25 protein-coding genes are annotated in these 23,559 nt (G+C 64.6%); 11 read left to right on the top strand and 14 right to left on the bottom strand.

Translation table 11 applies throughout. From position 1 onward, the window contains the following. Positions 1-289: 289 nt before the first annotated feature. Positions 290-964, top strand: a complete 675-nt coding sequence (gene fhuF, locus HWQ56_RS22640) for a siderophore-iron reductase FhuF (RefSeq protein ID WP_176571826.1) — start codon at positions 290-292, stop codon at positions 962-964. Positions 965-985: 21 nt separating this feature from the next. Here the strand turns inward: fhuF and HWQ56_RS22635 are convergent, their stop codons facing one another. Together HWQ56_RS22635 and HWQ56_RS22630 are read right to left on the bottom strand one after the other, a co-directional pair. Continuing rightward, entirely contained in the window at positions 986-1,696 is a 711-nt protein-coding gene (locus tag HWQ56_RS22635) for a 4'-phosphopantetheinyl transferase family protein (RefSeq protein ID WP_176571825.1), read from the bottom strand. A gap of 127 nt (positions 1,697-1,823) precedes the next feature. After that, the gene (locus HWQ56_RS22630) at positions 1,824-2,615 is read right to left on the bottom strand and encodes a dienelactone hydrolase family protein (protein ID WP_158158842.1); all 792 of its coding nucleotides are present in this window, start codon (positions 2,613-2,615) and stop codon (positions 1,824-1,826) included. Between the two features lie 191 nt (positions 2,616-2,806). Between HWQ56_RS22630 and HWQ56_RS22625 the strand changes: the two genes are divergently transcribed. The 3 genes from HWQ56_RS22625 to HWQ56_RS22615 all read left to right on the top strand — a co-directional run bounded on the left by HWQ56_RS22625 (position 2,807) and on the right by HWQ56_RS22615 (position 6,477). Further along, positions 2,807-3,484, top strand: a complete 678-nt coding sequence (locus HWQ56_RS22625) for a response regulator (RefSeq protein WP_176571824.1) — start codon at positions 2,807-2,809, stop codon at positions 3,482-3,484. Beyond that, positions 3,481-4,827 (top strand): ATP-binding protein, encoded by a 1,347-nt coding sequence (locus HWQ56_RS22620; protein ID WP_158158838.1) that lies wholly within the window; start codon positions 3,481-3,483, stop codon positions 4,825-4,827. The genes HWQ56_RS22625 and HWQ56_RS22620 overlap by 4 nt, the downstream gene beginning before the upstream one ends. Before the next feature lie 333 nt (positions 4,828-5,160). Beyond that, positions 5,161-6,477: a dicarboxylate/amino acid:cation symporter gene (locus HWQ56_RS22615; RefSeq protein ID WP_158158837.1), complete on the top strand. Its 1,317-nt coding sequence runs from the start codon at positions 5,161-5,163 to the stop codon at positions 6,475-6,477. A gap of 66 nt (positions 6,478-6,543) precedes the next feature. Here the strand turns inward: HWQ56_RS22615 and HWQ56_RS22610 are convergent, their stop codons facing one another. Continuing rightward, positions 6,544-7,038 (bottom strand): SprT family zinc-dependent metalloprotease, encoded by a 495-nt coding sequence (locus HWQ56_RS22610; protein ID WP_158158835.1) that lies wholly within the window; start codon positions 7,036-7,038, stop codon positions 6,544-6,546. Positions 7,039-7,100: 62 nt separating this feature from the next. Beyond that, complete coding sequence (locus tag HWQ56_RS22605) at positions 7,101-7,700, bottom strand: Yip1 family protein (protein WP_176571823.1); 600 nt, start codon at positions 7,698-7,700, stop codon at positions 7,101-7,103. Positions 7,701-7,910: 210 nt separating this feature from the next. Between HWQ56_RS22605 and ttcA the strand changes: the two genes are divergently transcribed. After that, positions 7,911-8,735, top strand: coding sequence for a tRNA 2-thiocytidine(32) synthetase TtcA (gene ttcA, locus HWQ56_RS22600; RefSeq protein ID WP_158158831.1), 825 nt, complete (start codon positions 7,911-7,913; stop codon positions 8,733-8,735). Between the two features lie 42 nt (positions 8,736-8,777). Here the strand turns inward: ttcA and HWQ56_RS22595 are convergent, their stop codons facing one another. The 5 genes from HWQ56_RS22595 to arsC are packed head-to-tail and all read right to left on the bottom strand — an operon-like array spanning position 8,778 to position 11,663. Beyond that, on the bottom strand, positions 8,778-9,611 hold the full coding sequence (locus HWQ56_RS22595) for an SMP-30/gluconolactonase/LRE family protein (protein WP_176571822.1): 834 nt from the start codon (positions 9,609-9,611) through the stop codon (positions 8,778-8,780). 15 nt (positions 9,612-9,626) lie between these two features. Further along, positions 9,627-10,298 carry a DNA-3-methyladenine glycosylase I gene (locus HWQ56_RS22590; protein WP_176571821.1) on the bottom strand — a complete coding sequence of 224 codons (672 nt, stop codon included), beginning with the start codon at positions 10,296-10,298 and terminating at the stop codon, positions 9,627-9,629. Next, positions 10,299-10,715, bottom strand: coding sequence for a DUF2069 domain-containing protein (locus HWQ56_RS22585; RefSeq protein ID WP_176571820.1), 417 nt, complete (start codon positions 10,713-10,715; stop codon positions 10,299-10,301). Beyond that, positions 10,708-11,313: an NAD(P)H:quinone oxidoreductase gene (gene wrbA / locus HWQ56_RS22580; RefSeq protein ID WP_158158823.1), complete on the bottom strand. Its 606-nt coding sequence runs from the start codon at positions 11,311-11,313 to the stop codon at positions 10,708-10,710. Before wrbA ends, HWQ56_RS22585 begins: the two co-directional genes overlap by 8 nt. Then, entirely contained in the window at positions 11,310-11,663 is a 354-nt protein-coding gene (gene arsC / locus HWQ56_RS22575; protein WP_158158821.1) for an arsenate reductase (glutaredoxin), read from the bottom strand. The genes wrbA and arsC overlap by 4 nt, the downstream gene beginning before the upstream one ends. A 72-nt stretch (positions 11,664-11,735) precedes the next feature. On the opposite strand from arsC, the gene HWQ56_RS22570 reads away from it, so the two are divergent. Continuing rightward, on the top strand, positions 11,736-12,191 hold the full coding sequence (locus HWQ56_RS22570) for a TlpA disulfide reductase family protein (protein ID WP_176571819.1): 456 nt from the start codon (positions 11,736-11,738) through the stop codon (positions 12,189-12,191). Positions 12,192-12,288: 97 nt separating this feature from the next. Here the strand turns inward: HWQ56_RS22570 and HWQ56_RS22565 are convergent, their stop codons facing one another. From HWQ56_RS22565 to HWQ56_RS22545, 5 genes are all read right to left on the bottom strand, one after another. After that, the gene (locus HWQ56_RS22565) at positions 12,289-12,690 is read right to left on the bottom strand and encodes an META domain-containing protein (RefSeq protein WP_176571818.1); all 402 of its coding nucleotides are present in this window, start codon (positions 12,688-12,690) and stop codon (positions 12,289-12,291) included. Beyond that, the gene (locus tag HWQ56_RS22560; RefSeq protein ID WP_158155058.1) at positions 12,687-13,124 is read right to left on the bottom strand and encodes a hypothetical protein; all 438 of its coding nucleotides are present in this window, start codon (positions 13,122-13,124) and stop codon (positions 12,687-12,689) included. Before HWQ56_RS22560 ends, HWQ56_RS22565 begins: the two co-directional genes overlap by 4 nt. A 42-nt stretch (positions 13,125-13,166) precedes the next feature. Further along, positions 13,167-14,156 (bottom strand): 2-hydroxyacid dehydrogenase, encoded by a 990-nt coding sequence (locus HWQ56_RS22555; RefSeq protein WP_176571817.1) that lies wholly within the window; start codon positions 14,154-14,156, stop codon positions 13,167-13,169. 144 nt (positions 14,157-14,300) lie between these two features. Beyond that, on the bottom strand, positions 14,301-17,051 hold the full coding sequence (locus HWQ56_RS22550) for a response regulator (RefSeq protein WP_176571816.1): 2,751 nt from the start codon (positions 17,049-17,051) through the stop codon (positions 14,301-14,303). Between the two features lie 111 nt (positions 17,052-17,162). Continuing rightward, entirely contained in the window at positions 17,163-18,200 is a 1,038-nt protein-coding gene (locus HWQ56_RS22545; RefSeq protein WP_176571815.1) for an SDR family oxidoreductase, read from the bottom strand. Positions 18,201-18,366: 166 nt separating this feature from the next. On the opposite strand from HWQ56_RS22545, the gene HWQ56_RS22540 reads away from it, so the two are divergent. The 5 genes from HWQ56_RS22540 (at position 18,367) to rlmD (ending at position 23,483) form a co-directional block, all read left to right on the top strand. Next, positions 18,367-18,963: a TetR/AcrR family transcriptional regulator gene (locus HWQ56_RS22540; protein ID WP_176571814.1), complete on the top strand. Its 597-nt coding sequence runs from the start codon at positions 18,367-18,369 to the stop codon at positions 18,961-18,963. Between the two features lie 78 nt (positions 18,964-19,041). Beyond that, positions 19,042-19,761: a response regulator transcription factor gene (locus tag HWQ56_RS22535; protein WP_176571813.1), complete on the top strand. Its 720-nt coding sequence runs from the start codon at positions 19,042-19,044 to the stop codon at positions 19,759-19,761. A gap of 1 nt (position 19,762) precedes the next feature. Then, entirely contained in the window at positions 19,763-21,118 is a 1,356-nt protein-coding gene (locus HWQ56_RS22530) for a sensor histidine kinase (protein WP_176571812.1), read from the top strand. A gap of 80 nt (positions 21,119-21,198) precedes the next feature. Beyond that, positions 21,199-22,101 (top strand): cysteine synthase CysM, encoded by a 903-nt coding sequence (gene cysM, locus HWQ56_RS22525; RefSeq protein WP_158155069.1) that lies wholly within the window; start codon positions 21,199-21,201, stop codon positions 22,099-22,101. Then, positions 22,101-23,483 (top strand): 23S rRNA (uracil(1939)-C(5))-methyltransferase RlmD, encoded by a 1,383-nt coding sequence (rlmD, locus tag HWQ56_RS22520; protein WP_176571811.1) that lies wholly within the window; start codon positions 22,101-22,103, stop codon positions 23,481-23,483. Before cysM ends, rlmD begins: the two co-directional genes overlap by 1 nt. The last annotated feature ends 76 nt before the right edge of the window (positions 23,484-23,559 follow it).

Below are 23,559 nucleotides of genomic sequence, written 5' to 3'. Positions count from 1 at the left end.
CAACATGTAGTGGTTCAACGCGCCGGCGATACAAGATAAGGCCCCTTCGGCAAGTTTGCAACACGATGTGCTGTGGATAACTTGTGAGTAATTTGTGTGAGAAACGGCGCAGGCCATGTAGGCCGTGTCCCACACGGCAGAGACCATTTGTCTGGCACTTTCCTACAGCAAAAAATGCTCGCCGGTTTTTTGCGGGCGCGCACACTATCACAAAAAATCAGCGTCACCGAGGCGTTTTTGGCATGCTGTGGCGAGTGTGTCCGAAGCAGGCTTTGGCCGGGAGAAACCGATGAATCACGAGTGGGCTACCGGGCCCTGCGCCGGCATGCTGCACGGCCTGGTGCCAGCGGCCGACCCGCGCCCCGCCATCCCCCTGGACCGGGCCCTGGCCACCGCCCACCTGGACGCTGCCCTGCTGCGCATCTACGGCCCCGCGCTGTTTGCCGAGCAGAAGCCGGTGCTGGTGTCGCAATGGTCCAAGTACTTTTTCATGCACTGGCTGCCGGCGGTGCTGGTCACCCAACTCGCCTATGGCTGGTACCTGCCGCTGCAATTGGACCAGTTGGCCCTGGTGCTCGATGAGCGCGGTTTGCCGCTGGGCGTGAAGCTGCTGGAGGAGGGTGAGCCGGGCGAGGCGGATGAATCCCTGGAGCCGGTGGTGCAGGCCAGCCTGCGGCCGTTCGTTGAGCGCCTCAGTGCCTACGGCGAGGTGCCCACCGCCGTGTTGTGGGGCAATGCCGGGGATTACCTGGAGCAGGCCGTGGTGCGGCTGCAGGCGCTGGGTGTGGCGGTGGGGCCGGCGTTGGCATTGCTGCAGGCGCGCAAGGCGGCGGATGGGCGGGGCAACCCTTTATATGAGCCGGTGCGGTATTTGCCCGACGGCAAGCGGCAGCGGCGCAGTTGCTGCCTGGCGTACAAGGTGGAGTGGGTGGGGCCGTGCGAGCACTGCCCGTTGGTGGCCTGAGGCGAACTTCGAGAAGCAGGTTCAGCAGGAAATAGCGATCAAGCTCAGGAGTTGATCACCCTGTACCGCGAATTGCCCTTCCAGTTCACGGCCGTTGCACCACTGCGCTGACAGGTCGGTCAGAAGGCGCAGGCGGACCTTGCCCTGGGCATCCCACGCCAACACCTCGGCATGCTCGAAATAGAAGCGCTTGCCGACGATGGGGTACAGCGCCTTGAACAGGCTTTCCTTGATGGAGAATGTCAGGGTCACGGCCAGGGACACCTGGGCCGGGTCCATGCGGGCCAGTTCATCGGCGGTGAGAATTTCCGCCGCCAACCGCGTGGCGCGGTCGTCGCCCAGCAGGTTCTCCATGTCCAGGCCCAGGCCTTGCCACTCGTTGGCTCGGGCGACGATGGCGCCGGCCCAGCCAGTGCCATGGGTGATGGAGCCGCTGATGCCGGCTGGCCAGACAGGCGCACGGTCTTCACCGATGGCGGGGACGTGGTCCAGGTTGGCCAACTGGTGGAGGGCCGTGCGGGCGCACAGGCGGCCCGCCAGGAACTCGGCCTGGCGCTTGGCTACCGAACGCTGGATGCTGGCGGGCGGCGCGATGCCGGCGCGGGCGAAATCGTCGGGGGCCAGGGACTTGGGGTCGAACTGGCTGCTGACCAGCACGGCGCCGGGCAGGGCGAAGGGCAAGGGCCAGTGGCGGTGGGGGGCGGTGCAGCAAAGGGGAAGTGAGCGGGTCATGGCGCTAGTTTGCCATAACCGAGGCGCCTGTTTCCCGAGCTTCGCCCGGTCCCACAGAGAAAACCCATCAGCGGGTGCCAGCCCTGTGGGACCGCGTCGCCTGGTTCCAGGGAGAAACCCTTGATCCTTAACCGAACACTTTCTTCAAGAACGCCTGCATGTCCGCCCAGGACTTTTCATCCGCTTCCTTGTTGTAGCCGATGTCCGGCCCGCCATGATCGCCATGGGCCAGCCGGTCGGCGTCGGGGTTGGTGAAGCCGTGTTTGGCGCCTGGCTGCACCACGAACTGGTAATTGACCCCGGCAGTGGACATTTCGGTCTTGAAGTCGGCGACGTCCTTGGGTGTGCTCATGCTGTCCAGTTCACCATGTTCAACCAGAATCGGCGTTTTCACGCTGCCCTTGGTGGCGCGGGTCTTGGCGGCCAGGCCGCCGTGGAAACTTACCACGCCGGCCAGGCTGGCGCCGTGGCGCGCAGCGTTGAGGACCACGGTGCCGCCGAAGCAGTAGCCAATGGCGGCGATTTTCGCCGGGTTGGTCTGGGGCTGTTGCTTGAGCAGTTTGACCCCGGCATCGAAGCGCGCGCTGGACACCGCGGCATTGGCCGAGGCCTCCTGCATGAAGGCCATGGCGTCCTTGGGGTGCTCGGTGTTCTTGCCTTCGCCGTACATGTCGATGGCCAGGGCGCTGTAGCCCAGCGCCGCCAGGGCGCGGGCGCGGCCCTTGGCGTAGTCGTTCAGGCCCCACCATTCATGCACCACCACCACGCCCGGGCGTGGGCCCTGGATGGCGTCGTCGTAGGCGAAGTAGCCCACCAGCGGTGTGCCGTTGAGGTCCTTGTAGTGCAGTTCCTGGGTCTTGATTTCGGCCTGGGCCAGGGTGCTGGCCAAAAGCAGCAGGCACATCAGCAATACGCGCATGGTGGAGGCTCCGTGTATGGGCAGTCAGCTCAGCCTAGTCCATCCGGTTCAGTTGGGGTTCAGCGCTGCATCACTAACATTGTTACAGGTACACTCTTGGTGCCGGGCAGCGCATGGGCGTGCGCCCGGCGCTGCAAACAGAATGAGGGAACACGGCGTCCCGCATGCCAGGGCACCGCTCGGGGAGCACTATGAAACTGCTGGTGGTAGAAGACGAGGCGCTGTTGCGGCACCACTTGTACACCCGTTTGACCGAAAGCGGCCATGTGGTCGAAGCCGTCGCCAATGCCGAAGAGGCGTTGTACCAGGCTTCCCAGTACAACCATGACCTGGCCGTGGTCGACCTGGGCCTGCCGGGCATGGGCGGCCTGGAGCTGATCCGCCGCCTGCGCGCCGACGGCAAGGCGTTCCCCGTGCTGATCCTCACCGCCCGTGGCAACTGGCAGGACAAAGTCGAAGGCCTGGCCACCGGCGCCGACGACTATGTGGTAAAACCCTTCCAGTTCGAAGAGCTGGAAGCACGCCTCAACGCCTTGCTGCGCCGCTCCAGTGGCTTCATCCAGTCGACCATCGTCGCCGGCCCGCTGCTGCTGGACCTCAACCGCAAGCAGGCGAGCCTGGACGAACAGCTGCTGGCCCTGACCGCCTACGAATACCGCATTCTTGAATACCTGATGCGCCATCACCAGCAGGTGGTGGCCAAGGACCGCCTGATGGAACAACTGTACCCGGACGATGACGAGCGCGACCCGAACGTCATCGAAGTGCTGGTCGGCCGCCTGCGCCGCAAGCTGGAAGGCACCCAAGGCTTCAAGCCCATCGAGACCGTGCGCGGCCTGGGCTACCTGTTCACCGAGCGGTGTAAATGATTCGATCGCTGCGCGTACGGCTGATGGCGGCCGCCTTCATTCTGGCGGTGCTGTTCATGATCGGCCTGCTGCCAGCGCTGCAAAGCACCTTCAGCCTGGCGCTGCGCGAATCCATCGAGCAGCGCCTGGCGTCGGACGCCACCACCCTGATCTCCGCGGCCCGGGTCGAGAACGGCCAGTTGCAGATGCCTGACCTGTTGCCCGACGAACGCTTCAACCTGCCCGACAGCCGCCTGCTGGGCTACATCTACAACCGCCAGGGCGACCTGGTGTGGCGCTCGCGGGCCACCACCGAGCAAAGCATCAATTACAAGCCACGTTATGACGGCATGGGCGCGCAGTTCGCCCACATCCGCGAGCCCAATGGCGAGGAGTACTTCGTCTACGACGTGGAGGTGAAACTGCTGGGCGGCAAGAGCGCGGCCTACAGCATCGTCGCCCTGCAACCCGTGCGCGAGTACAAGATGATCCTCTCCGGGCTGCGCGAGAAGCTCTCGCTGGGCTTCGGCGCGGCCTTGCTGGCCCTGCTGGTGCTGTTGTGGGCCGGCCTGACCTGGGGCTTGCGTGCCTTGCGCCAGTTGAGTTCGGAACTGGACGAGATCGAGTCGGGCAAGCGTGACAGCCTCAGCGAAACCCACCCTCGGGAGTTGCTGCGCCTGACCGGTTCGTTGAACCGCCTGCTCAGCAGTGAGCGTGAGCAGCGCGGCCGTTATCGTGATTCCCTGGGCGACCTGGCCCACAGCCTGAAAACGCCGTTGGCGGTGTTGCAGGGCGTCAGCGAAACCATTGCCCAGCGCCCGGAAAACGTCGAGCAGGCGCGCATTCTGCAAAGCCAGATCGAGCGCATGAGCCAGCAGATCGGCTACCAGTTGCAGCGCGCCAGCCTGCGCAAGAGCGGCCTGGTGCGCCACCAGGTGCCGCTCAAGCCGATGCTCGACAGCCTGTGCAGCACCCTGGAGAAGGTTTACCGCGACAAGCCCGTGCAGGTCACCTATGCCATTCCCGACAACGCCCAGGTGCCCATGGAGCAAGGCGCGTTGCTGGAAATGCTCGGCAACCTGCTGGAAAACGCCTACCGGCTGTGCCTGAGCGAAGTGAAGATCAGCCTGGGCTACAGCGGCGCGGCGCTTGAGCTGAGCGTCGAAGACGACGGCCCGGGCGTGCCGCCGAGCCAGCGCGCGCGCATCCTGCAACGGGGTGAGCGCCTGGACCGGCAGAACCCGGGCCAGGGCATTGGCCTGGCGGTGGTCAAGGACATCATCGAAAGCTACGACGCCTTGCTGATTCTCGATGATTCGCCCCTGGGTGGCGCGGCCTTCCGGGTGCGCTTCAAGCCACTTTGAACTGCGCTATACCTTGTTGTAGGGGCACGGTGTCCGCCGAGGGGCCGGGGTTGCCGGCGGGCGGGAATCCGCCACATGGCGGAAGTCGCCACGACTGATTGGCGGAATTCCGCCAGGCAATTTCCGCTGTGGTGGCTATCATGATGGCACCGACCCCCGCAATCATTGGCTCATCACCCAAGCCTGTAACCTGGCACGCCCCTTGCGATACACAGGGCAAGGTCTGCCCCCGAGCAGCTCGACAATAAATCCCTCCAGTTCAGGAGGGTTCGTGCTTAGGTGTCGTGTGCATCACAGGAATGGATGTCAGGCGATGCACTTGAGGAAACTGTAATGACGACTCGTCAGCCACTGTACAAATCGCTGTATTTCCAGGTGATCGTCGCGATCATCATCGGTATTGCGTTGGGGCACTTCTACCCTGACACCGCCGTTACCCTGAAACCCCTGGGCGACGGCTTCATCAAACTGATCAAAATGGTCATCGCCCCCATCATTTTCTGCACCGTGGTCAGCGGCATCGCTGGCATGGAGAACATGAAGGCCGTGGGCAAGACCGGTGGCTATGCGCTGCTGTACTTCGAAATCGTCTCTACCATCGCGCTGCTGATCGGCCTGGTGGTGGTGAACGTGATCGGCCCGGGCAACGGCATGCACATCGACCCCGCCACCCTCGACGCTTCCAAGGTCGCCACCTACGTGGCCGCCGGTAAAGACCAGAGCGTGATCGCGTTCTTCCTCAACATCATCCCCAACACCATCGTCGGTGCCTTCGCCACCGGCGATATCCTGCAGGTGCTGATGTTCGCCGTGCTGTTCGGTTTCGCCCTGCACCGCCTGGGCGCCTACGGCAAGCCGCTGCTGGACCTGATCGATCGCTTCGCCCACGTGATGTTCAACATCATCAGCATGATCATGAAACTGGCGCCCATCGGCGCGCTGGGTGCCATGGCGTTCACCATCGGTGCCTACGGCGTGAGCTCGCTGGTGCAGCTGGGCCAGCTGATGATCTGCTTCTATATCACCTGCATCCTGTTCGTGCTGCTGGTACTGGGCTCCATCGCCCGCTTCCACGGTTTCAGCATTCTCAAGCTGGTGCGCTACATCCGTGAAGAGCTGCTGATCGTACTGGGTACTTCCTCGTCGGAATCGGCCCTGCCACGCATGCTGGTGAAGATGGAGCGCCTGGGCGCGCAGAAGTCGGTGGTTGGCCTGGTCATCCCGACGGGCTACTCGTTCAACCTGGACGGTACCGCCATCTACCTGACCATGGCCGCGGTGTTCATCGCCCAGGCCACTGACACTCACATGGACCTGTTCCACCAGTTGACCCTGCTGGCCGTGCTGCTGATCTCTTCCAAGGGCGCCGCTGGCGTCACTGGCAGCGGCTTCATCGTGCTGGCCGCCACCCTGTCGGCTGTTGGTCACTTGCCGGTGGCTGGCCTGGCGCTGATCCTGGGCATCGACCGCTTCATGTCCGAAGCCCGTGCCCTGACCAACCTGGTGGGCAATGCCGTGGCGACCCTGGTGGTTGCCAAGTGGGTAGGTGAGCTGGACGAAGACACCATGAAGACCCAGCTGGCCGCAGGCCCGACGGCTATCGAAGTGGCTGAAGCCCACGAGGCAGTGGTGGTCGACACCCCACGCTAAGCGCTGATGCGACCCTGAAAAAACCCATCTTCGGATGGGTTTTTTTATGCCGCTCCAGGCCCGGGATCATTCCACCCGGGTTTCCCCGGTGAACACCAGGGTATGGCGGCAGCGCCGGCACAGGTAACGCCGCCCCTGGTGGACCAGCTTGTGGCGTTGGGCCGAGAAGGGGAAGTCGCTATCGGCACATGGGCATTTGTAGATGTAGCGCGTGACCCGCCGGCGTTTCACCTCATAGGTGTGGCAGCGGTTGGGCGGCAGTTCGTACACGCCGCGCATGATCAACTGCCATTCTTCCCCATGGGGCGCGATACGGTCGCCGAACAACTGGTGGGCGACCAGGTGGGCAACCTCGTGGGGCACGGTCTGGCGCAGGAAATCTTCACTGTTTTCACGGTACAGCTGCGGGTTGAAGCGCAGCAGGTTTTCATGCAGGTGCGCGACGCCGGCCTTCTGCCCCCGCAGCTTGAAGCTGACCTGGGGGCGGGCGAAGGAACGTTTGAAAAAGGCTTCGGCTTGCTGAAAACAGGATTCGACGCGGGACTTGAGTAACTCGGGCATGCTAGACAACACTCCATATGCGCCGATTATGCCGCAACGTCGGGGGCCTGCCGAGCCGCCTGTCAGTTGGTGTAGATGGGCCCCACGCCCAGGCCCCAGATGATGACCGTGAACGCCATGATCGCCACCAGCACCACCAGGCCCACGGCGAGCACCGAGCTGGCGAACAGAAAGCCTTCGTCCGCGTGGATGTTCATGAAGGTCGGCAACCCCACGTACAGCAGGTACACCGTGTAGCAGATGGCCGCGGTGCCTACCATCATGCCCAGCCACAGGTGCGGGTAAAGCGCCGCCAGGCCGCCGATGAAAAGCGGTGTGGCGGTGTAGGTGGCGAAGGCCACGCAGCGCGCCAGGCTGGGGCTGGCGTCGTAGGTACGGGCCATCCAGTGAATGAAAGCGCCCATTACCGCTACACCGGCCAGCATCGCCACGTAGGACATCAGCGTCATCCACACGGCGCTTTCCATCGTGAGCATGACTGGCGCGCGGTTGCCTATCACCCAGCCGACCTGTGTGGTGCCGATGAAGGCCGATAACGGGGGTATCGCCGCCAATATCAGGGTGTGGGTGATATAGAGGTGGCTGATGGATTCTTCTTCGCCACGGATCTGCTGCCATTCCCGATCGGGATGGGTGAATAACCCGACGACGTGATGGATCATGCCCTTCACTCCTCTGGTGATTACCGCTCAAGCGCAGTATAGGGTGAAGATGTCAGCACTTTTAGAGCAAATCGCGCTCTGTGGGGGTTCTGTAATCACTTTGCAGTATTTGCCTGGCATGACGGCAAGTTGACCAGATACCGTACCCGCGCGCCGGCTTTACAGGTAAAATGCCCGGCTTTTCGTCTCACCACGCGGATTCCAAGCGCCATGGGCACCCTTTCGGTCAACCAGAACAAACTGCAGAAACGCCTTCGTCGGCTGGCCGGTGAAGCCGTCGCCGACTACAACATGATCGAGGACGGTGACAAGGTCATGGTCTGCCTGTCGGGCGGCAAGGACAGTTACACCATGCTCGACGTGCTGCTGCACCTGCAGAAGGTCGCGCCGATCAAGTTCGACATCGTCGCCGTGAACATGGACCAGAAACAGCCGGGCTTCCCTGAGCATGTGCTGCCGGCCTACCTGAAAGAACTGGGCGTGGACTACCACATCGTCGAGAAGGACACCTATTCGGTGGTCAAGGAACTGATCCCGGAAGGCAAGACCACCTGCTCGCTGTGCTCGCGCCTGCGCCGTGGCACCCTGTACACCTTCGCCGATGAGATCGGCGCCACCAAGATGGCCCTTGGGCACCACCGCGACGACATCGTCGAGACGTTCTTCCTGAACATGTTCTTCAACGGCAGCATGAAGGCCATGCCGCCGAAGCTGCGTGCCGACGACGGCCGCAACGTGGTCATCCGCCCCTTGGCGTACTGCAACGAGAAAGACATCCAGGCCTATTCGGACCTCAAGGGCTTTCCGATCATTCCGTGCAACCTGTGCGGCTCGCAGGAAAACCTGCAGCGCCAGGTAGTCAAGGACATGCTGGTGGAGTGGGAGCGCAAGCACCCGGGGCGTACCGAGAGCATCTTCCGCGGCTTGCAGAATGTGGTGCCGTCGCAGTTGGCTGACCGCAACCTGTTCGACTTCGTGAACCTGGCGATCGACGAGAGCGCGCCTTCGCGCGTGCTGAACGTGTTGAACCTGTAGAACCTGTAGAACCTGTAGAACCGGGTTGTCCGGTTCCCAAGGTCAGTCCGCTTTCAGCTCGATTACCCGGTTACGGCCACCCTCGGCCAGCAGGTAGGTGTTGTCCCCGGTGGGCAACAACTCCTGCGGCGCCCGCAGGTGCGACAGGATCACCTGCAATTTGCCATCTGGCGTGCGCAGCCACAGCCGCGCCAGGTGCGTCTGGTCTTCCACTATCCATAGCCCTCGCTTGTCGCACAGGATGAACGTGGGGTTGGTAATGCCGTCCACGTACACCGGGTCCTTGCCCGATTCGTCGAACTGGCGGACCACGCCTTCCTTCTTCACGGTGTACAGCAGCTTGCCGCCGGGGCAGATCTCCACCGACTCGGTCTGCGCCAGCTTGTCGCGCAGCACGGTCAGCGAGCCGTCGGTGGCGTCATAGCGCATCAGCCGGCCGTCGTCGTGGCGGTCCTCGATGGCATACAGCGTGTCGCCGTCGCTCTTCAGGCCCTGCACGTCGCGGCCCATGAACAGCTGGGTGACCTTGCCGTCCTTGAGCAGCTGCACTGGCTTGTTGTCGAACTCCTGGCTGAAGGCGTGGCCGCCGAGGAACGGCGCCAGGCCGTCGGGCTTGGTCAGGCCGTCGACAATCACCGTGCGGGTGCCGTCCGGGGCGATGCTGCTCAGGCGGCCCTTGTCGTCACGCAGTTCCTCGGTGACCAGCACGTTGGCGCCGTCCAAGCCGAGGCCTGCGGCTTTCTCGACCTTGTCGTAGACCAGGCGCGTGCTCCAGCCGGAGGCAGCCTGCACCGGCCAGTAATGCTGCCAGCCCAGGAAACCCAGGGCCCCGACAACGGGAACGGCGGCCAGCAACAATAGCGGTTTGAGTTTCATCAGTGGTCCATGCAATCAGTGGTTGACGGTGTAGGCCAGCATCGCCGAGAGCTGGCACAGGGGCCGCCCACTTTCGGCCTGCCACTGGTTGAACGCTTCCTGGACCTTGGCCTGGTCGCGTTTGCTGCTGGGCACCCTGTCGACGATGCCCTGGGCGTTGAGCGCCGCAACCACGTCGCCGCTGGGAATGAAGGTGTCCTTGCCGACCATGCGCAGGAAGCGGGGGGCCGACAGGCCGCCCATCTGGTTGCCGTGCTTGGCCAGGTACTGCCACAGGCCAACGATGTCATCCACCGGCCAGTCGGCGATGAAGGCGCCGAAGCTCTTGTGTTCGTGCACGATGTCCAGAATCAGTTGCGCGTTGCGCGGCACGCTCTTGAGCTTGCCCAGGTGGCGAATGATGCGGGTGTCCTGCATCAGGCGCTCCAGGTGCTCGGCGCCCATCAGCACGACCTTTTCCGGGTCGAAGCCGAAGAACACCTGCTCGAACGCGGGCCACTTGGCATCCACCAGGCTGTGCTTGAGGCCGGCGCGGAAGACCCGCAGGGCCATGGTCGACAAGTAACGGTCAGCGGGGATCTTGCGCAATTGTGCTGCGGTTTTCGGCTCGGGTAGCTGAGCCTCCAGGGCCTTGGCCGAGCCAAAGCGGTTGAGGCAGTATTCGTTGAGCCATTTGTAATCCTGCATTCACGCCAGGCCCTCTCCGGCCAGTTTCCGATTCAATTGAAAGCGCCAGCGCACATACAGCAGCGCGCTGGCGAACAGCGCCAGGCTGGCGGCCATTTCCAGCAGGCCGAACAGTTGGCGGTGGGGGTCGTAGGCGGCCAGGGCGCCCTTGATGAAGTACAGGTTGACCGCAAAGCAGGTCCACGCATGCCCGCGCGGGCTGCCCAGGAGCATGCCGGGGGTCAGCAGCAGCAAGGGCACCAGCTCGATCAACAGGATGACCCATGGCCGCGCGCCATGCAGGTCGGCTACCAGCAGGTAGTAGCCGCACAACAGGCCCATGAAGCCGAAGAAACACGCCAGGCTCAGCCAGCGTGCCAATCGCACCCGCGGTTTCAACCAGTCGACGCCGGGCAGCAGCTTGGCGCGTTTAGCCACGCGGTGCGTCCAGTTTCTGCGCGATGCTGCCCAGGCGCTGGCCCAGGGCGCGGCACAGGGCGATCTCGTGTTCGTCCAGGGCACGCTTGCTGTCGGCGCCGGCGTGGTGACTGGCACCGTAGGGGGTACCGCCGCCGCGGGTTTCCAGCAGGGCCGATTCGCTGTAGGGAATGCCACTGATGAGCATGCCGTGGTGCAGCAGGGGCATCATCATCGACAACAGTGTGGTTTCCTGGCCGCCGTGCAGGCTGGCGGTGGAGGTGAACACCGAGGCCGGCTTGCCCACCAGGGCACCGCTGAGCCACAGGCTGCTGGTACCGTCGAGAAAGTACTTGAGCGGTGCGGCCATGTTGCCATAACGGGTGGGGCTGCCCATGGCCAGGCCGGCGCAGTTTTTCAGGTCATCGATGGTTGCGTACGGCGCGCCGTGTTCGGGGATGCTCGGGCCGGTGGCTTCGTGGTCGGCAGACACCGGCGGTACGGTGCGCAGGCGCGCTTCCAGGCCCGTGAGCTCGACGCCGCGGGCGATGTGCTTGGCCATCTGCGCGGTGGCGCCGCTGCGGCTGTAGAACAGCACCAGGATATACGGTTGGCTCACGGCAGGATCTCCAGCACTTTCTCGGGTGGGCGGCCGATGGCGGCCTTGTCGCCGGCGATCAGGATCGGCCGTTCGATCAGCTTCGGGTGCTGGACCATGGCGTCGATCAACTGGTCTTCGCCCAGGGTGGCGTCGGCCAGGTTCAGCGCCTTGTACTCGTCCTCGCCCGTGCGCAGCAGGGCACGGGCGTGCAGGCCCAGCTTCGCCAGCACCCCCTTGAGGGCGTCGGCGTCGGGCGGGGTATCCAGGTAACGCACCACGGTGGGTTCCAGGCCACGGGCCTGCAGCAGTTCCAACGCGGCACGGGATTTGGAGCAGCGCGGGTTGTGATAAAGCGTCAGGTTGGTCATAGGGGGTCGCACCTTGGGTGGAGAGGGGGCTATTCTAACCCTCTGGCGGGCACATAGAGGAAGGTCGCAATCATGGCATGGCGCGTGGTGGTATGTCTGGTGCTGGTGGTACTGGCGGGGTGCGGTGCCGATTACGGGATGGACCAGAACGGCAAGGTGGTCAAGGCCGGCCAGCTGGACGATCAGTGGCTGGTGGTCAACTACTGGGCCGACTGGTGCGGGCCGTGCCGCAGCGAAGTGCCGCAGCTCAACGCCCTGGCCGAGCAACTCAAGGGCAAGGGCGTGGCGGTGGTGGGCGTGAACTTCGATGGCTTGCACGGTGACGACCTGAAAAAGGCCGCCCAGGAGCTCGGCATCGGTTTCACCGTGCTGGCCGACGACCCGGCGCCGCGCTTCAACCTGCCCCAGAGCGAGGCGTTGCCCATTACCTACATCATCGACGCCAAGGGCAAGGTGCGCGAGCAGTTGGTGGGCGAGCAGACCGCCGCGGGCATCAGCGAGAAGCTGGCCAAACTGAAAAGCTCCTGAGCACCCCACCAAAGCCTGTAGCAGCGGACCCGGCCGCGTCACGAACACCGCGCAACATCAGGCCCACCGCACGCACCGCCGAAGCGGCCAGGTCCGATCAGCTCTCGTCAGGCCACAGGCGCAACGGCTTGCCTTCTTCAGGCCACAGGCGAATCTGGCCTTCCTTGGACACGCTCCAGCGCTGCACGCCACTGAGGGCCTGCAGGAAACGCTGTTCCTGTTCCATGGTCGCCGGGTCGCACAGGCGGCGGGTGCTGCCTACCGGGCCAAAGGTCAGGTGGTGGTGTTGCAGGGTATAGGGTGCGAACCAGTGGTTGCAGCCGGCGTTGCCATAGGCGCGGCCGTCTTCACCCAAGGTCAGGCTGATGTGGCTGTCGTCCATCAACGGCCGGTCACCGATCCACTCCAGGGTATATGCCTGGTCCTGTTGCAGCTTGGGCCCGGTTGCGCAGCCCGTGAGGGTGGCGGCCAGTGCCGCCAGCAGCAGGGCGTGTTTCACGGGCGCGGCTCCTGGCAGTTGCGGCACAGGTGCTTGTCGCCCACGGTCGTCCAGCCCAGCTCGCTGATGCGCGCGGTGGCGGCCGGCTTCTGCGCCTTGGTGCCCAGTTTGGCGTCCACGGCGAATTCGAACTCCAGGTCCGCTTCGCATTTGTCGCACTGCACGTGCCACTGGTGGATGGCCAGTTCGCCAAACACCGGGCCACGGGCCACGGCGACCCACTGGCCTGGCGGGTTGATCAGGTGGCGGACTTTCTCGATGGTCAGGCGCATGGACAAGGTCTTGCTGCCCTTGAGGGTCACCAGCAGGACGTCGTCATTGTGGATCGAACCACCGTTGCCGGTGACTTGATAACGGCCCGGCGCCAGGGCGCGGCATTCGATCAGGGTGTGGTGCGGGTTGAGCAGGCTGTAGCGAAAATCGTGTTCGACCATGGGTCCTCCAAATCTGCGCGACATGCTAGCACGCTCGCCCGCCTAAGCCTCGACCAGATTCTGCGGCGTACCCCGCACCCAGTCGGAAATATTCGCCAGGGTGGTACTGGCGATAGCGGCCAGCGCTTCGCGGGTCAGGAAAGCCTGGTGCGCGGTGATGATCACGTTGGGGAACGTCAGCAGCCTGGCCAGCACATCGTCCTGCAGCGGCAGGTCGGAACGGTCTTCGAAGAACAGCTGCGCTTCCTCCTCATACACATCCAGCCCCAGGTAGCCCAGTTGCCCGCTTTTCAGCGCGTCGATCAGCGCCGGGGTGTCGACCAGCGCACCACGGCCAGTATTGATGAGCATGGCCCCCGGTTGCAGGCGGGCCAGGCTGGCGGCGTTGATCAGGTGGTGGCTGGTGGGGGTGAGCGGGCAGTGCAGGCTGATGATCTGTGCCTGGCTCAGTACGTCGTCCAGCGGCAGGTAACGGGCGCCAAGCGCCAGCACGGCCTCATTGGGATAAGGGTCATGGGCGAGCAGCGTGCAGCCGAAGCCGTGCATGATGCGCGCGAAGGTGGCCCCGATCTGGCCGGTTCCGACCACGCCGACGGTCTTGCCCACCAGGTCGAAGCCGGTGAGACCGTGCAGGGTGAAATCGCCGTCGCGGGTGCGGTTGCTCGCGCGGTGCAGGTGGCGGTTGAGGGCCATGATCAGCGCCACGGCGTGCTCGGCCACGGCATGGGGCGAATAGGCCGGTACCCGCACTACGGCCAGCCCCAGACGCTGGGCCGCAGGCAGGTCGACGTGGTTGTAGCCGGCCGAGCGCAGGGCGATCAGGCGGGTGCCGCCGGCGGCCAGTCGGCTTAGTACCTCGGCGCCCAGGTCGTCATTGATGAAGGCGCACACGACCTCGTGGCCGGCGGCCAGGGGCGCGGTTTCGGCGGTCAGTCGCGCCGGCTGGAAATGCAGGTCGATGGCGGCGTCGCGCGGGGCGGCCAGGAAGCTCTCACGGTCGTAGGGCTGGGCGCTGAACACAAGCGTGCGCATGGGCAAGGGTTCCTTGTGCGAGGGGCTCGGGCCATGAGTGTAGCGGGTTGGGGGAGGGCGGCATTGCTCGGGGTCAATCTTGTCGGCGCGAGCCTGTGGAGCCTGGGCAAAGCCCTGAGGGGCAGCACAGGCTCCATAGGCGAGTCAGGCACTGGAACGGGCGTGTTCGGCCAGGCGGGTGATGGCAGCGTCCAGGTCATCCAGGGCGGCGCCGGCGCTCTGGTCGCCCTGCTTGAGCAAGGTCTCGCTGCGCTGGCACGCCGCGCGCAACTGCGGTACCCCGCAATAGCGGGTGGCGCCATGCAGGCGGTGCACACGTTCAATGGTCAGGGTGTGGTCCTGGGCGTCGCGGGCGGCCTTGATGGCGCGGCGCTCGTCTTCCAGCGAGGCCAGCAGCATGGCCAGCATGTCGGCGGCCAGGTCCTCCTTGCCAGCGGCCAGGCGCAGGCCTTCCTCGGGGTCGAGCACGTGCAGCACGTCGTCCTCGGGTACCCACTCGGCACGTTCGGTGGTGCGTGTGCGCAGGACCAGCCCGGTCCATTTCAGTACCACTTGCGCCAGTTGCCGGTCACTGATGGGCTTGGTCAGGTAGTCGTCCATGCCACTTTGCAACAGTGCGCGCTTTTCGTTAGCCATGGCGTGGGCCGTAAGGGCCACGATGGGCAATGCCGGGCCCGTTTGGGCAGCTTCCCACAGGCGGATCTTTTCAGTGGTTTCACGGCCGTCCATGCCGGGCATCTGCACGTCCATCAGCACCAGGTCGAAGCGTGAGTCCTGTACTGCCCTGATGGCGCTGTAGCCGCTGTCCACGGCCAACACCTCGGCCCCCAGGTCTTCGAGCAGGGTTTGCACCAGCAGCAGGTTGGCCGGGTTGTCGTCCACGCACAGCACCCGTGGCGCGCGGTTGCCCAGCGGTGGGGCGGTGTCGGTGCGCAGGCGCTTGGGGTTGATCAGGTCGCCGAGGCCGCGCCGCAGCTTGCGGGTGCAGGCCGGCTTGGGCTGCAACTGGCTGTCAGGGTTGGGCATGGCCGAGTGAAACAGGGCCTGCTCGGTGGTAGGGCACAGTACCAGCGCATGGCAGCCCAGTTGCTCGATATCGCGCACCTGGGGGGCCAGGCGGTCGGGGCTGATGTCGTAGCTGGTCAGGCCCAGCACGGCCAGGTCGATGGGCTGCCCGGCGAGGTGCGCGGCGCTGATGCCGCCCACCAGTTTTTCCACCGAGGCGAAGGTGCTCACCTCCATGCCCAGGTCTTCCAACTGATGGTGCAGCGCCTGGCGCGCCAGGTCATGGTGTTCGACCATGGCGATGCGGCGACCCTTGAGAGGTTCGCCGGGTTGGTCTTCAGCGTCGTCGCGGGCCTTGGGCAAGCGCAGGCTGATCCAGAACTCCGAGCCCTCGCCCGGGGCGCTTTCCACTCCGATTTCACCGCCCATCTGCTCGATCAGGCGCTTGGAAATCACCAGGCCCAGGCCGGTGCCGCCAGGTTGGCGTGACAACGAGTTGTCGGCCTGGCTGAAGGCCTGGAACAGGGTGCGCACATCCTGGGTGGACAGGCCGATGCCGGTGTCCTGCACACTGATGCGCAGCTGCACGCCGTCATCGTTTTCGTCTTCGAGCATGGCCCGCGCGACGATGGTGCCTTCGCGGGTGAACTTGATGGCATTGCTCACCAGGTTGGTGAGGATCTGCTTGAGCCGCAGGGGGTCGCCGATCAGCGACAGCGGGGTGTCGCGGTACACCAGGCTCACCAACTCGAGCTGCTTGGCATGGGCGGCCGGGGCCAGGATGGTCAGGGTGTCCTGCAGCAGGTCGCGCAGGTTGAACGGGATGCTGTCGAGCACCAGCTTGCCGGCTTCGATTTTCGAGAAGTCGAGAATCTCGTTGATGATCCCCAGCAGGCTGTCGGCGGACTTTTCGATGGTGCCCAGGTAGTCGAGCTGGCGCGGGGTGAGCTCGCTTTTCTGCAGCAGGTGGGTGAAACCCAGGATGCCGTTGAGCGGTGTGCGGATTTCATGGCTCATGTTGGCCAGGAATTCCGACTTGATGCGGCTGGCCTCCAGGGCCTCCTTGCGGGCCAGGTCCAGTTCGATGTTCTGGATCTCGATGGTTTCCAGGTTCTGGCGCACGTCTTCGGTGGCCTGGTCGACGCTGTGTTGCAGTTCCTCCTGGGCGCCCTGCAGGGTCTCGGCCATGCGGTTGATACCGGCCGCCAGTTCATCCAGCTCGTGGCTGCCCAGGGCGGGCAAACGGCTTTCCAGGTTGCCGTCCTTGAGTTGGATCACGGTCTGCTTGATCTGGCTGATGGGGCCGTTGATGCCCCGGCTCATGCGCACCGCCAGCAATGTGGTGGCCAGCAGGCCGCCGGCGATCAGCATGAGGCTGGCGAACAGGCCGCGGTAGACCCGCAGCAGGGTGCCGTCGTGGGACAACTCCAGTTCCACCCAGCCCAGCAGGCGGTCTTCTTCGCTGGGCACGATGTCGCCCGAAAGGTCCCGGTGGCGGCCGAACACCGGCAACAGGTAGCGGGTGGCATCATTGCCGCTGCGCAGCAGCAAGTGGGTGCTGCTGCCGATCGGTACCGGGTTGAGCATGCTCGGCCCGGCGTGGGCAAGAGGCGAGCGGTCGGGGGCCAGGAACGACACGGAACGCACGTCGGCCTGTTCCAGCGCCTGGGCGGCGATGCGTTCGAGCAGTGGCTTGTCGGTGCGGGCCATGCCATGGGCCACCAGGGGCGCCAGTTGCTCGGCGATCATTTGCCCGCGGCGCAGCAACTGGGCCTGCAGTTCAGCCTGCTGCACATAGCTGAAATAGCCGCCCAGCAACACGGCCATCAAGGTCGCCGGCAACAGTGCCAACAGGAGCACACGGCTCTTGATCCCCAGTCTTTTCAGCACGCCTGTCTCCCTGCTTTGGCTACCCGAAATGGACGCGAACTGTCGCGCGCCCCTGGCAAAATACCTTGCCGGGGGCGTGCATGCATCCTTTGTAGCGCTTTATCGCCGGTTTCACCGTGCCTGGGTTGCTGCCCTCATCCCTTCGGCATGCGGCTGCGCCCGGTACCAGCCCAGCGTGTCGGCCAGCGTTTGTTCCACTGGCCGAAAGCTACAGCCCAGTTCGTGACGGCTTTTGACGTGGCTGAAGTGGGTGCGGCCGCGCTCCTGGGCCATCAGCCGTACGCTGGCGGGGCTGATCAATACCGGCTTGCCGCTGAGCCGATGGTACAGCTCATGTCCCGCGGCGATCACGCGCAGCAGGGCCAGTGGTACCTGCCGCTGCGGGGCCGGTACGCCGCTGACCTCGGCCAGCACCTTGAACAGGCTGGCCATGTCCATGTGTACGCCGGCCGCCAGGTAGCGTTCGCCACTGCGCCCGCGTTCGGCTGCGGCCAGCAGGTGCAGGGCCACGTCCCGGGCATCCACCACCGAGAATGTGCCCGGCAGCACGCCCGGCAGCTTGCCGGCCACGTAGTCCATCAGGAACTGGCCGGACGACGTGGGGCCGATGTCGCCTGGCCCGAACATCCAGCCGGGCAGCACCATGGTTACCTTCATGTCCGGATGATGGCGCAGGAAACGCTGCACCACCTGCTCGGCCAGGATCTTGCTGCGGTAGTAGTCGTCTGCGCCCTGTTCGGGGCGCGACATGGTTTCATCGATCACCTGGCCAGGGCGGCCGTGCAGCACTGCGATGGACGACACGTGCACGGCGCGGCCGATACCGGCGGCGTAGGCGGCGCTCAACAGCCGCTCGGTAGCGGTGACATTGGTGTCGTACAGGGCCTGCCAGTGCCGGCCACCCTTGTAGCTGTCGCGAAAGTAGGCGGCGGTGTGGATCAGGGTGTCGCAACCTTGCAGGTGGTGGCTGAAGGCTTCGGTGCACGACAGGTCCCCTTGTACCCATTCCACGGGCAGCCCCGCGAATTGCCTGCGGGCTTTTTCCTGGGACCGCACCAGAGCTTTGACCCGAATGCCCCGATGCAACAGGGCGCGTACGGTGTTGCTGCCTAACAGGCCGGTAGCACCGGTGACAAATACACATTCCATTGGATGATTTTCCTGTAGAGCCAGGCGGACGATGAGGTGGTGTGCGTGGCATCGGGTGGATTAAATACCAATCGGTATTCGAATATCAATTGGTATTTGAGCGCTGCTGCGCGGTACCCTGCCACCTGCGTTACCATGATGGGTTAGCGCGTGGGGAGAACGAGCGTTGATCAAAACCAGAATGGGCCGTGAAGAGAAGCAGCAGCACACCCGTGAAAAACTGTTCCAGGCGGCCACCGACTTGATGGTCAGCAAGGGCTACCACGGAGCCAGCGTCAGTGATATTGCCGAGGCCGCGGGGTTTTCCAAGGGGGCTTTCTTTTCCAATTTCGCCAGCAAGGCCGAGCTGCTCCTGGCCCTGACCCAACGTTTCAAAGGATTTGAAATTGAGCGGCTGAGCAGTGTGCTGAACGCCGATGCTTCGCCCGCCGAATTGAGCCAGGGGCTGGTGCAGTACATCGACAATCTCAAGCACAACAAGGCCTGTGTGGTGCTGGATGTCGAACTGCAACTAATGGCCACCCGCGACCCGGCGTTCGCCCCTCACTACCACGCGCTGCACCAGCAGAACAGCGAAGCCCTGGGAGGCTTGATTGAGGTCATCTTCACCCACCGTGGCAAACAGGCGCCGATGCCACGCCCCGCGTTGGCGATGCTGTTCACCGCGCTGTCCGAAGGCTTGATGCTGCAAGGCTTGCCTGACCCGGCCCAGCCTGTTCGCCAGGTACTCGACGCAATGATTGATAGCGCTGCGCCCCTGTAAACCGCTGGACAAAGGGTGGTTGCTTGCTAGCACAGGGATCACTGATAATCACTGATTGATAATCACTCCCAGATGCCAATGAATCCTGCAACCCACTGTGCTGGCCACATTCTCGCCATTGAGGACGATCCCGTGCTGGGTGCCTATGTGCACGAGCAGTTGGGCCGCAACGGCTTTCAGGTCACCTGGTGCCAGAACGGCCAGGACGGCCTGGCCCTGGCCCGGGGGGAAGGGTTCGACGTGGTGCTGATGGACATCCTGCTGCCCGGCATGAACGGGCTGGACGTGCTGCAGCACCTGCGCGAGCATTCGGCCACGCCGGTGATCCTGATGTCGGCGTTGGGCGCGGAGGCCGACCGCATCAGCGGCTTTCGCCGCGGTGCCGACGATTACCTGCCCAAGCCCTTCAGCGTCGACGAGCTGCAAGTGCGCGTGGAGGCCATCCTGCGCCGCGTGGCCCTGGAGCGGCGGCGCAGTCAGGTCCCCAGCCGGGTGGAAAGCGACGAGTTGCGCTTCGACGACCTGCATTTCGACGTTACCTTCGCGGGCCGCGCCGCGGGGCTTACCCGCAGTGAATTTCGCTTGCTCGATACCCTTAACCGCCATGCCGAGGAAGTGCTGAGCAAGGCGTTCCTGTACCAGCACGCCCTGCAGCGTGGCTATGCCCAGCACGACCGCAGCCTGGACATGCACGTCAGCCAGATTCGCCGCAAGCTGAAGGCCGTGGGCTACCAGGCGCGCCAGGTGCGTACCGTATGGGGCAAGGGCTATGTGCTGAGCCCAGGTGAGGACGCCTGACATGCCAGGGCGCCAATCGCTGTTCTGGAAGCTGGTGGTATTGCTGGTTGCCTTCTGCCTGCTGATGATCTGGTTGAGCTGGTCGTGGGGGCGCTACATGGAAACCCAAAATGCGTTCCTGTCCTCCGAAGCCCGCCAGGCGCTCAAGGCCTACGCCGCTGAGGCCGAGCAAGCCTGGCAGGGCGCGGGGACCGAGGGCGTCGACCGCTGGCTGGCAGGCATGCGCCAGCGCGAGAACAGCTGGGTGGCGGTCATCGGCCCTGACCTGCAACCCCTGGGCAGCGACGCCTGGACGCCCGCCCAGCGCCAGCGCCTGACCTTCCTGCGCGGCCTTGAATGGCCCGTGAGCCGCCGCTCGCAGTTGTTGCCGTGGATGCGCGTGCCGTTCCCGCACGACCCCGCAGCCGGCAGCCTGGTGATCGAATTGCCCGAGCGTTTCATGCCAGGGCGCTATGCGTTGCTGTGGCACGTGACCATCACCGGCGTTATCCCGGGGGTGTTCACCTTCCTGTTATGCATGGGCCTGTACCGCCTGTTGATCGCCCCGCTCAACCGCCTGCGTGAACAGGCCAATGCCTGGCGTGCCGACCCGTTGCAGGGCCGCCTGACTGCCCAGGCTACCAGCCGCGCCGACGAGTTGGGTGAGTTGGGACGAGCCTTCGACCACATGGCCGAGCGCCTGCAAAGCACCGTGGCCTTGCAGCGCCAATTGTTGCGTGACCTGTCCCATGAACTGCGCACGCCCCTGAGCCGACTGCGAGTGGCGGGTGACAGCGAGCAGGACTGCGCGCGCCTGCGCGACCGGGTTCAGCGCGAAGTGCAGGGCATGCAGCGGCTGGTGGACGACACCCTGCAATTGGCGTGGCAGGACACCGAACGCAGCGCGCCCGCCCTGGAGGCTATTCAGATCCAGGCCCTGTGGGACATGCTGGGCGAAAACGCCTGCTATGAAAGCGGCTGGCCCAGCAGTCAGTTGCAATGCCGGGTGGGCGCCGAATGCTGGGTGCAGGGGAACCTCAATGCCTTGGCCCAGGCGTTGGAAAATATCCTGCGCAACGCTATCCGCCATTCGCCCCCCGGCGGGGTCATCAGCCTGGCGGGGCGTCGCGAAGGCGACCAGTGGTTGGTGTGGCTTGAAGACCAGGGCGGCGGCGTGGCCGAGCGCGACCTGGAGCGCATTTTCCACCCTTTCATCCGCCTGGACGGTTCGCGGCCCGGTGACGGTGGTTTCGGCCTGGGCTTGAGCATCGCGCGCAACGCCGTGGCCCGTCAGGGCGGCACCCTGTGGGCGCAAAACACGGGCGCCGGGCTGCGCCTGAACCTTCGTCTACCGGCGGCTTATAGCTCAATGGAATGAGCCGCGCACTTTGCGTGATATGGCCTGAGGGCGTTTGCCGGTATGATAGGCGACCCCGCAGTCCGGATTGCGAATTCGCCATGACCCTGCAGTACCCAACCATCGCCGATTGCGTCGGCAACACGCCGCTGGTGCGCTTGCAGCGCCTGGCCGGTGAGACCAGCAACACCCTTCTGCTCAAGCTCGAAGGCAACAACCCGGCCGGCTCCGTGAAGGATCGCCCGGCGCTGTCGATGATCAGCCGTGCCGAAGCGCGCGGGCAGATCCAGCCCGGCGACACCCTGATCGAAGCGACCTCCGGCAACACCGGTATCGCCCTGGCCATGGCGGCGGCGATCAAGGGCTACAAGATGATCCTGATCATGCCCGACAACTCCACTGCCGAACGCAAGGCGGCCATGACCGCCTACGGCGCCGAGTTGATCCTGGTGACCAAGGAGCAGGGCATGGAGGGCGCCCGCGACCTGGCCGAGCAGATGCAGGCCGAGGGACGCGGCAAGGTGCTGGACCAGTTCGCCAACGGCGACAACCCCGAGGCCCACTACGTGAGCACCGGCCCGGAGATCTGGCGCCAGACCCAGGGCACCATTACCCACTTCGTCAGTTCCATGGGCACCACCGGTACCATCATGGGCGTGTCGCGCTACCTCAAGGAGCAGAACCCGGCGGTGCAGATCGTCGGCCTGCAACCCATGGAAGGCTCGGCGATTCCCGGCATTCGCCGCTGGCCCCAGGAATACCTGCCCAGGATCTACCAGGCCGACCGCGTCGACCGCATCGTCGACATGGCCCAGGCCGAAGCCGAAGACGTCACCCGCCGTCTGGCGCGTGAGGAAGGCATCTTCTGTGGCGTGTCCTCGGGCGGCGCCGTGGCGGCCATGCTGCGCCTGTCTCGGGAGCTGGAAAACGCGACCATCGTCGCCATCATTTGCGACCGCGGTGACCGCTACCTGTCCAGCGGCATTTTCGATGCGGCGCACTGATGGCTAAGAAGAACGTCGGCTTGCGCTTTCAGCCTGCGGGCGGTCAGCGGGCCGTGCAAGTGCCCACCGGGAAGAAGCAGCGCCTGGACATCGAGCGCCTGAGCAACGACGGCCGTGGCATCGCCTTCCTGGAAGGGCGTACCTGGTTCGTGCTGGGCGCCCTGGCCGGCGAGCAGGTAGAAGCCCGGGTGCTCAATGCCCACGGCAAGGTGGTGGAAGCGCGCACCGAAAAGGTGCTCAAGGCCAGCGCCATGCGCCGCCCGGCACCCTGCGCCCACGTCGACCGTTGCGGCGGTTGCAGCGTGCAGCATGTCCCCCGCGAAGAACAGTTGGCGCTCAAGCAGCGCATGCTCGCCGAGCATTTGCAGCGTGCCGGCAACCTGGCGCCGGAGCAGTGGGATGCCCCGCTCACCGGCCCCGAATTCGGTTACCGCCGCCGTGCCCGCGTGGCCGTGCGCTGGGACCAGAAAGCCCGCAAGCTGGAGGTCGGTTTCCGTGCCGCCGCCAGCCAGGACATCGTCGCCATCGCCGATTGCCCGGTGCTGGTACAGCCCTTGCAACCGATCATGAGCGGCTTGCCCGTGGTGCTCGGCGGCCTGGGCAAACCCCAGGCCATCGGCCACGTGGAATTGTTTGCCGGCACGGACCTGTGCGTACTGGTGCGACACACCGCGCCGCTGGTCGATGCCGACCTGCAAGCGCTGCTGGTGTTCTGCACTGGCCATGGTGCGCAGCTGTGGTTGCAGGGCGAGGGCCCGCCACAGCCAGCCGACGGCAGCAGCGCTCTCGGGTTCACCCTGGGGCCCTGGCACCTGATGCTGGCGTACCGTCCCGGGGACTTCGTGCAGGTCAACGAGGCGGTCAACACCGCGATGATCGAACAGGCCCTGGCGTGGCTCGACCCACAACCCCAGGAACGCGTTCTGGATCTATTCTGTGGCTTGGGCAACTTCGCCTTGCCACTGGCCACCCGCGTGAAAGAAGTGGTGGCGGTCGAGGGCGTGCAGGTGATGGTGGACCGGGCGGCAGCCAATGCGCTCAGCAACAATCTGCATAACGTGAAGGTTTTTCAGGCCGATTTGTCCCAGCCGCTGGCGGGGGCACAGTGGGCCGCCGGAGGCTTTTCTGCGGTACTCTTGGACCCACCGCGCGACGGTGCGTACGAGGTGGTCAGGAACCTGCCGGCCTTGGGTGCCAAGCGATTGGTGTATGTGTCCTGCAACCCGGCAACTTTGGCCCGCGACGCGGTCGAATTGATCAAGCAGGGCTACCGGTTAAAACGTGCCGCAATCCTCGACATGTTTCCCCAGACAGCGCATGTCGAGGCGATGGCGTTATTTGAAGCGGACCAGGATGGTCCGTCTAATCCGACTGGTGCTTGAAAGCATGCCCTTTGCCGGCCCCGCGAAGGGCAAAGCCAGCGATCTGTTGATGCGTTAGCAACGCGTCATAGGGAAG

The sequence above is a fragment of the Pseudomonas eucalypticola genome (assembly GCF_013374995.1).
In the GTDB taxonomy this organism is placed as follows: domain Bacteria; phylum Pseudomonadota; class Gammaproteobacteria; order Pseudomonadales; family Pseudomonadaceae; genus Aquipseudomonas; species Aquipseudomonas eucalypticola.
The sequence above is the reverse complement of the archived record's forward strand: the minus strand, read 5'-3'. Positions and strand labels throughout refer to the sequence as shown.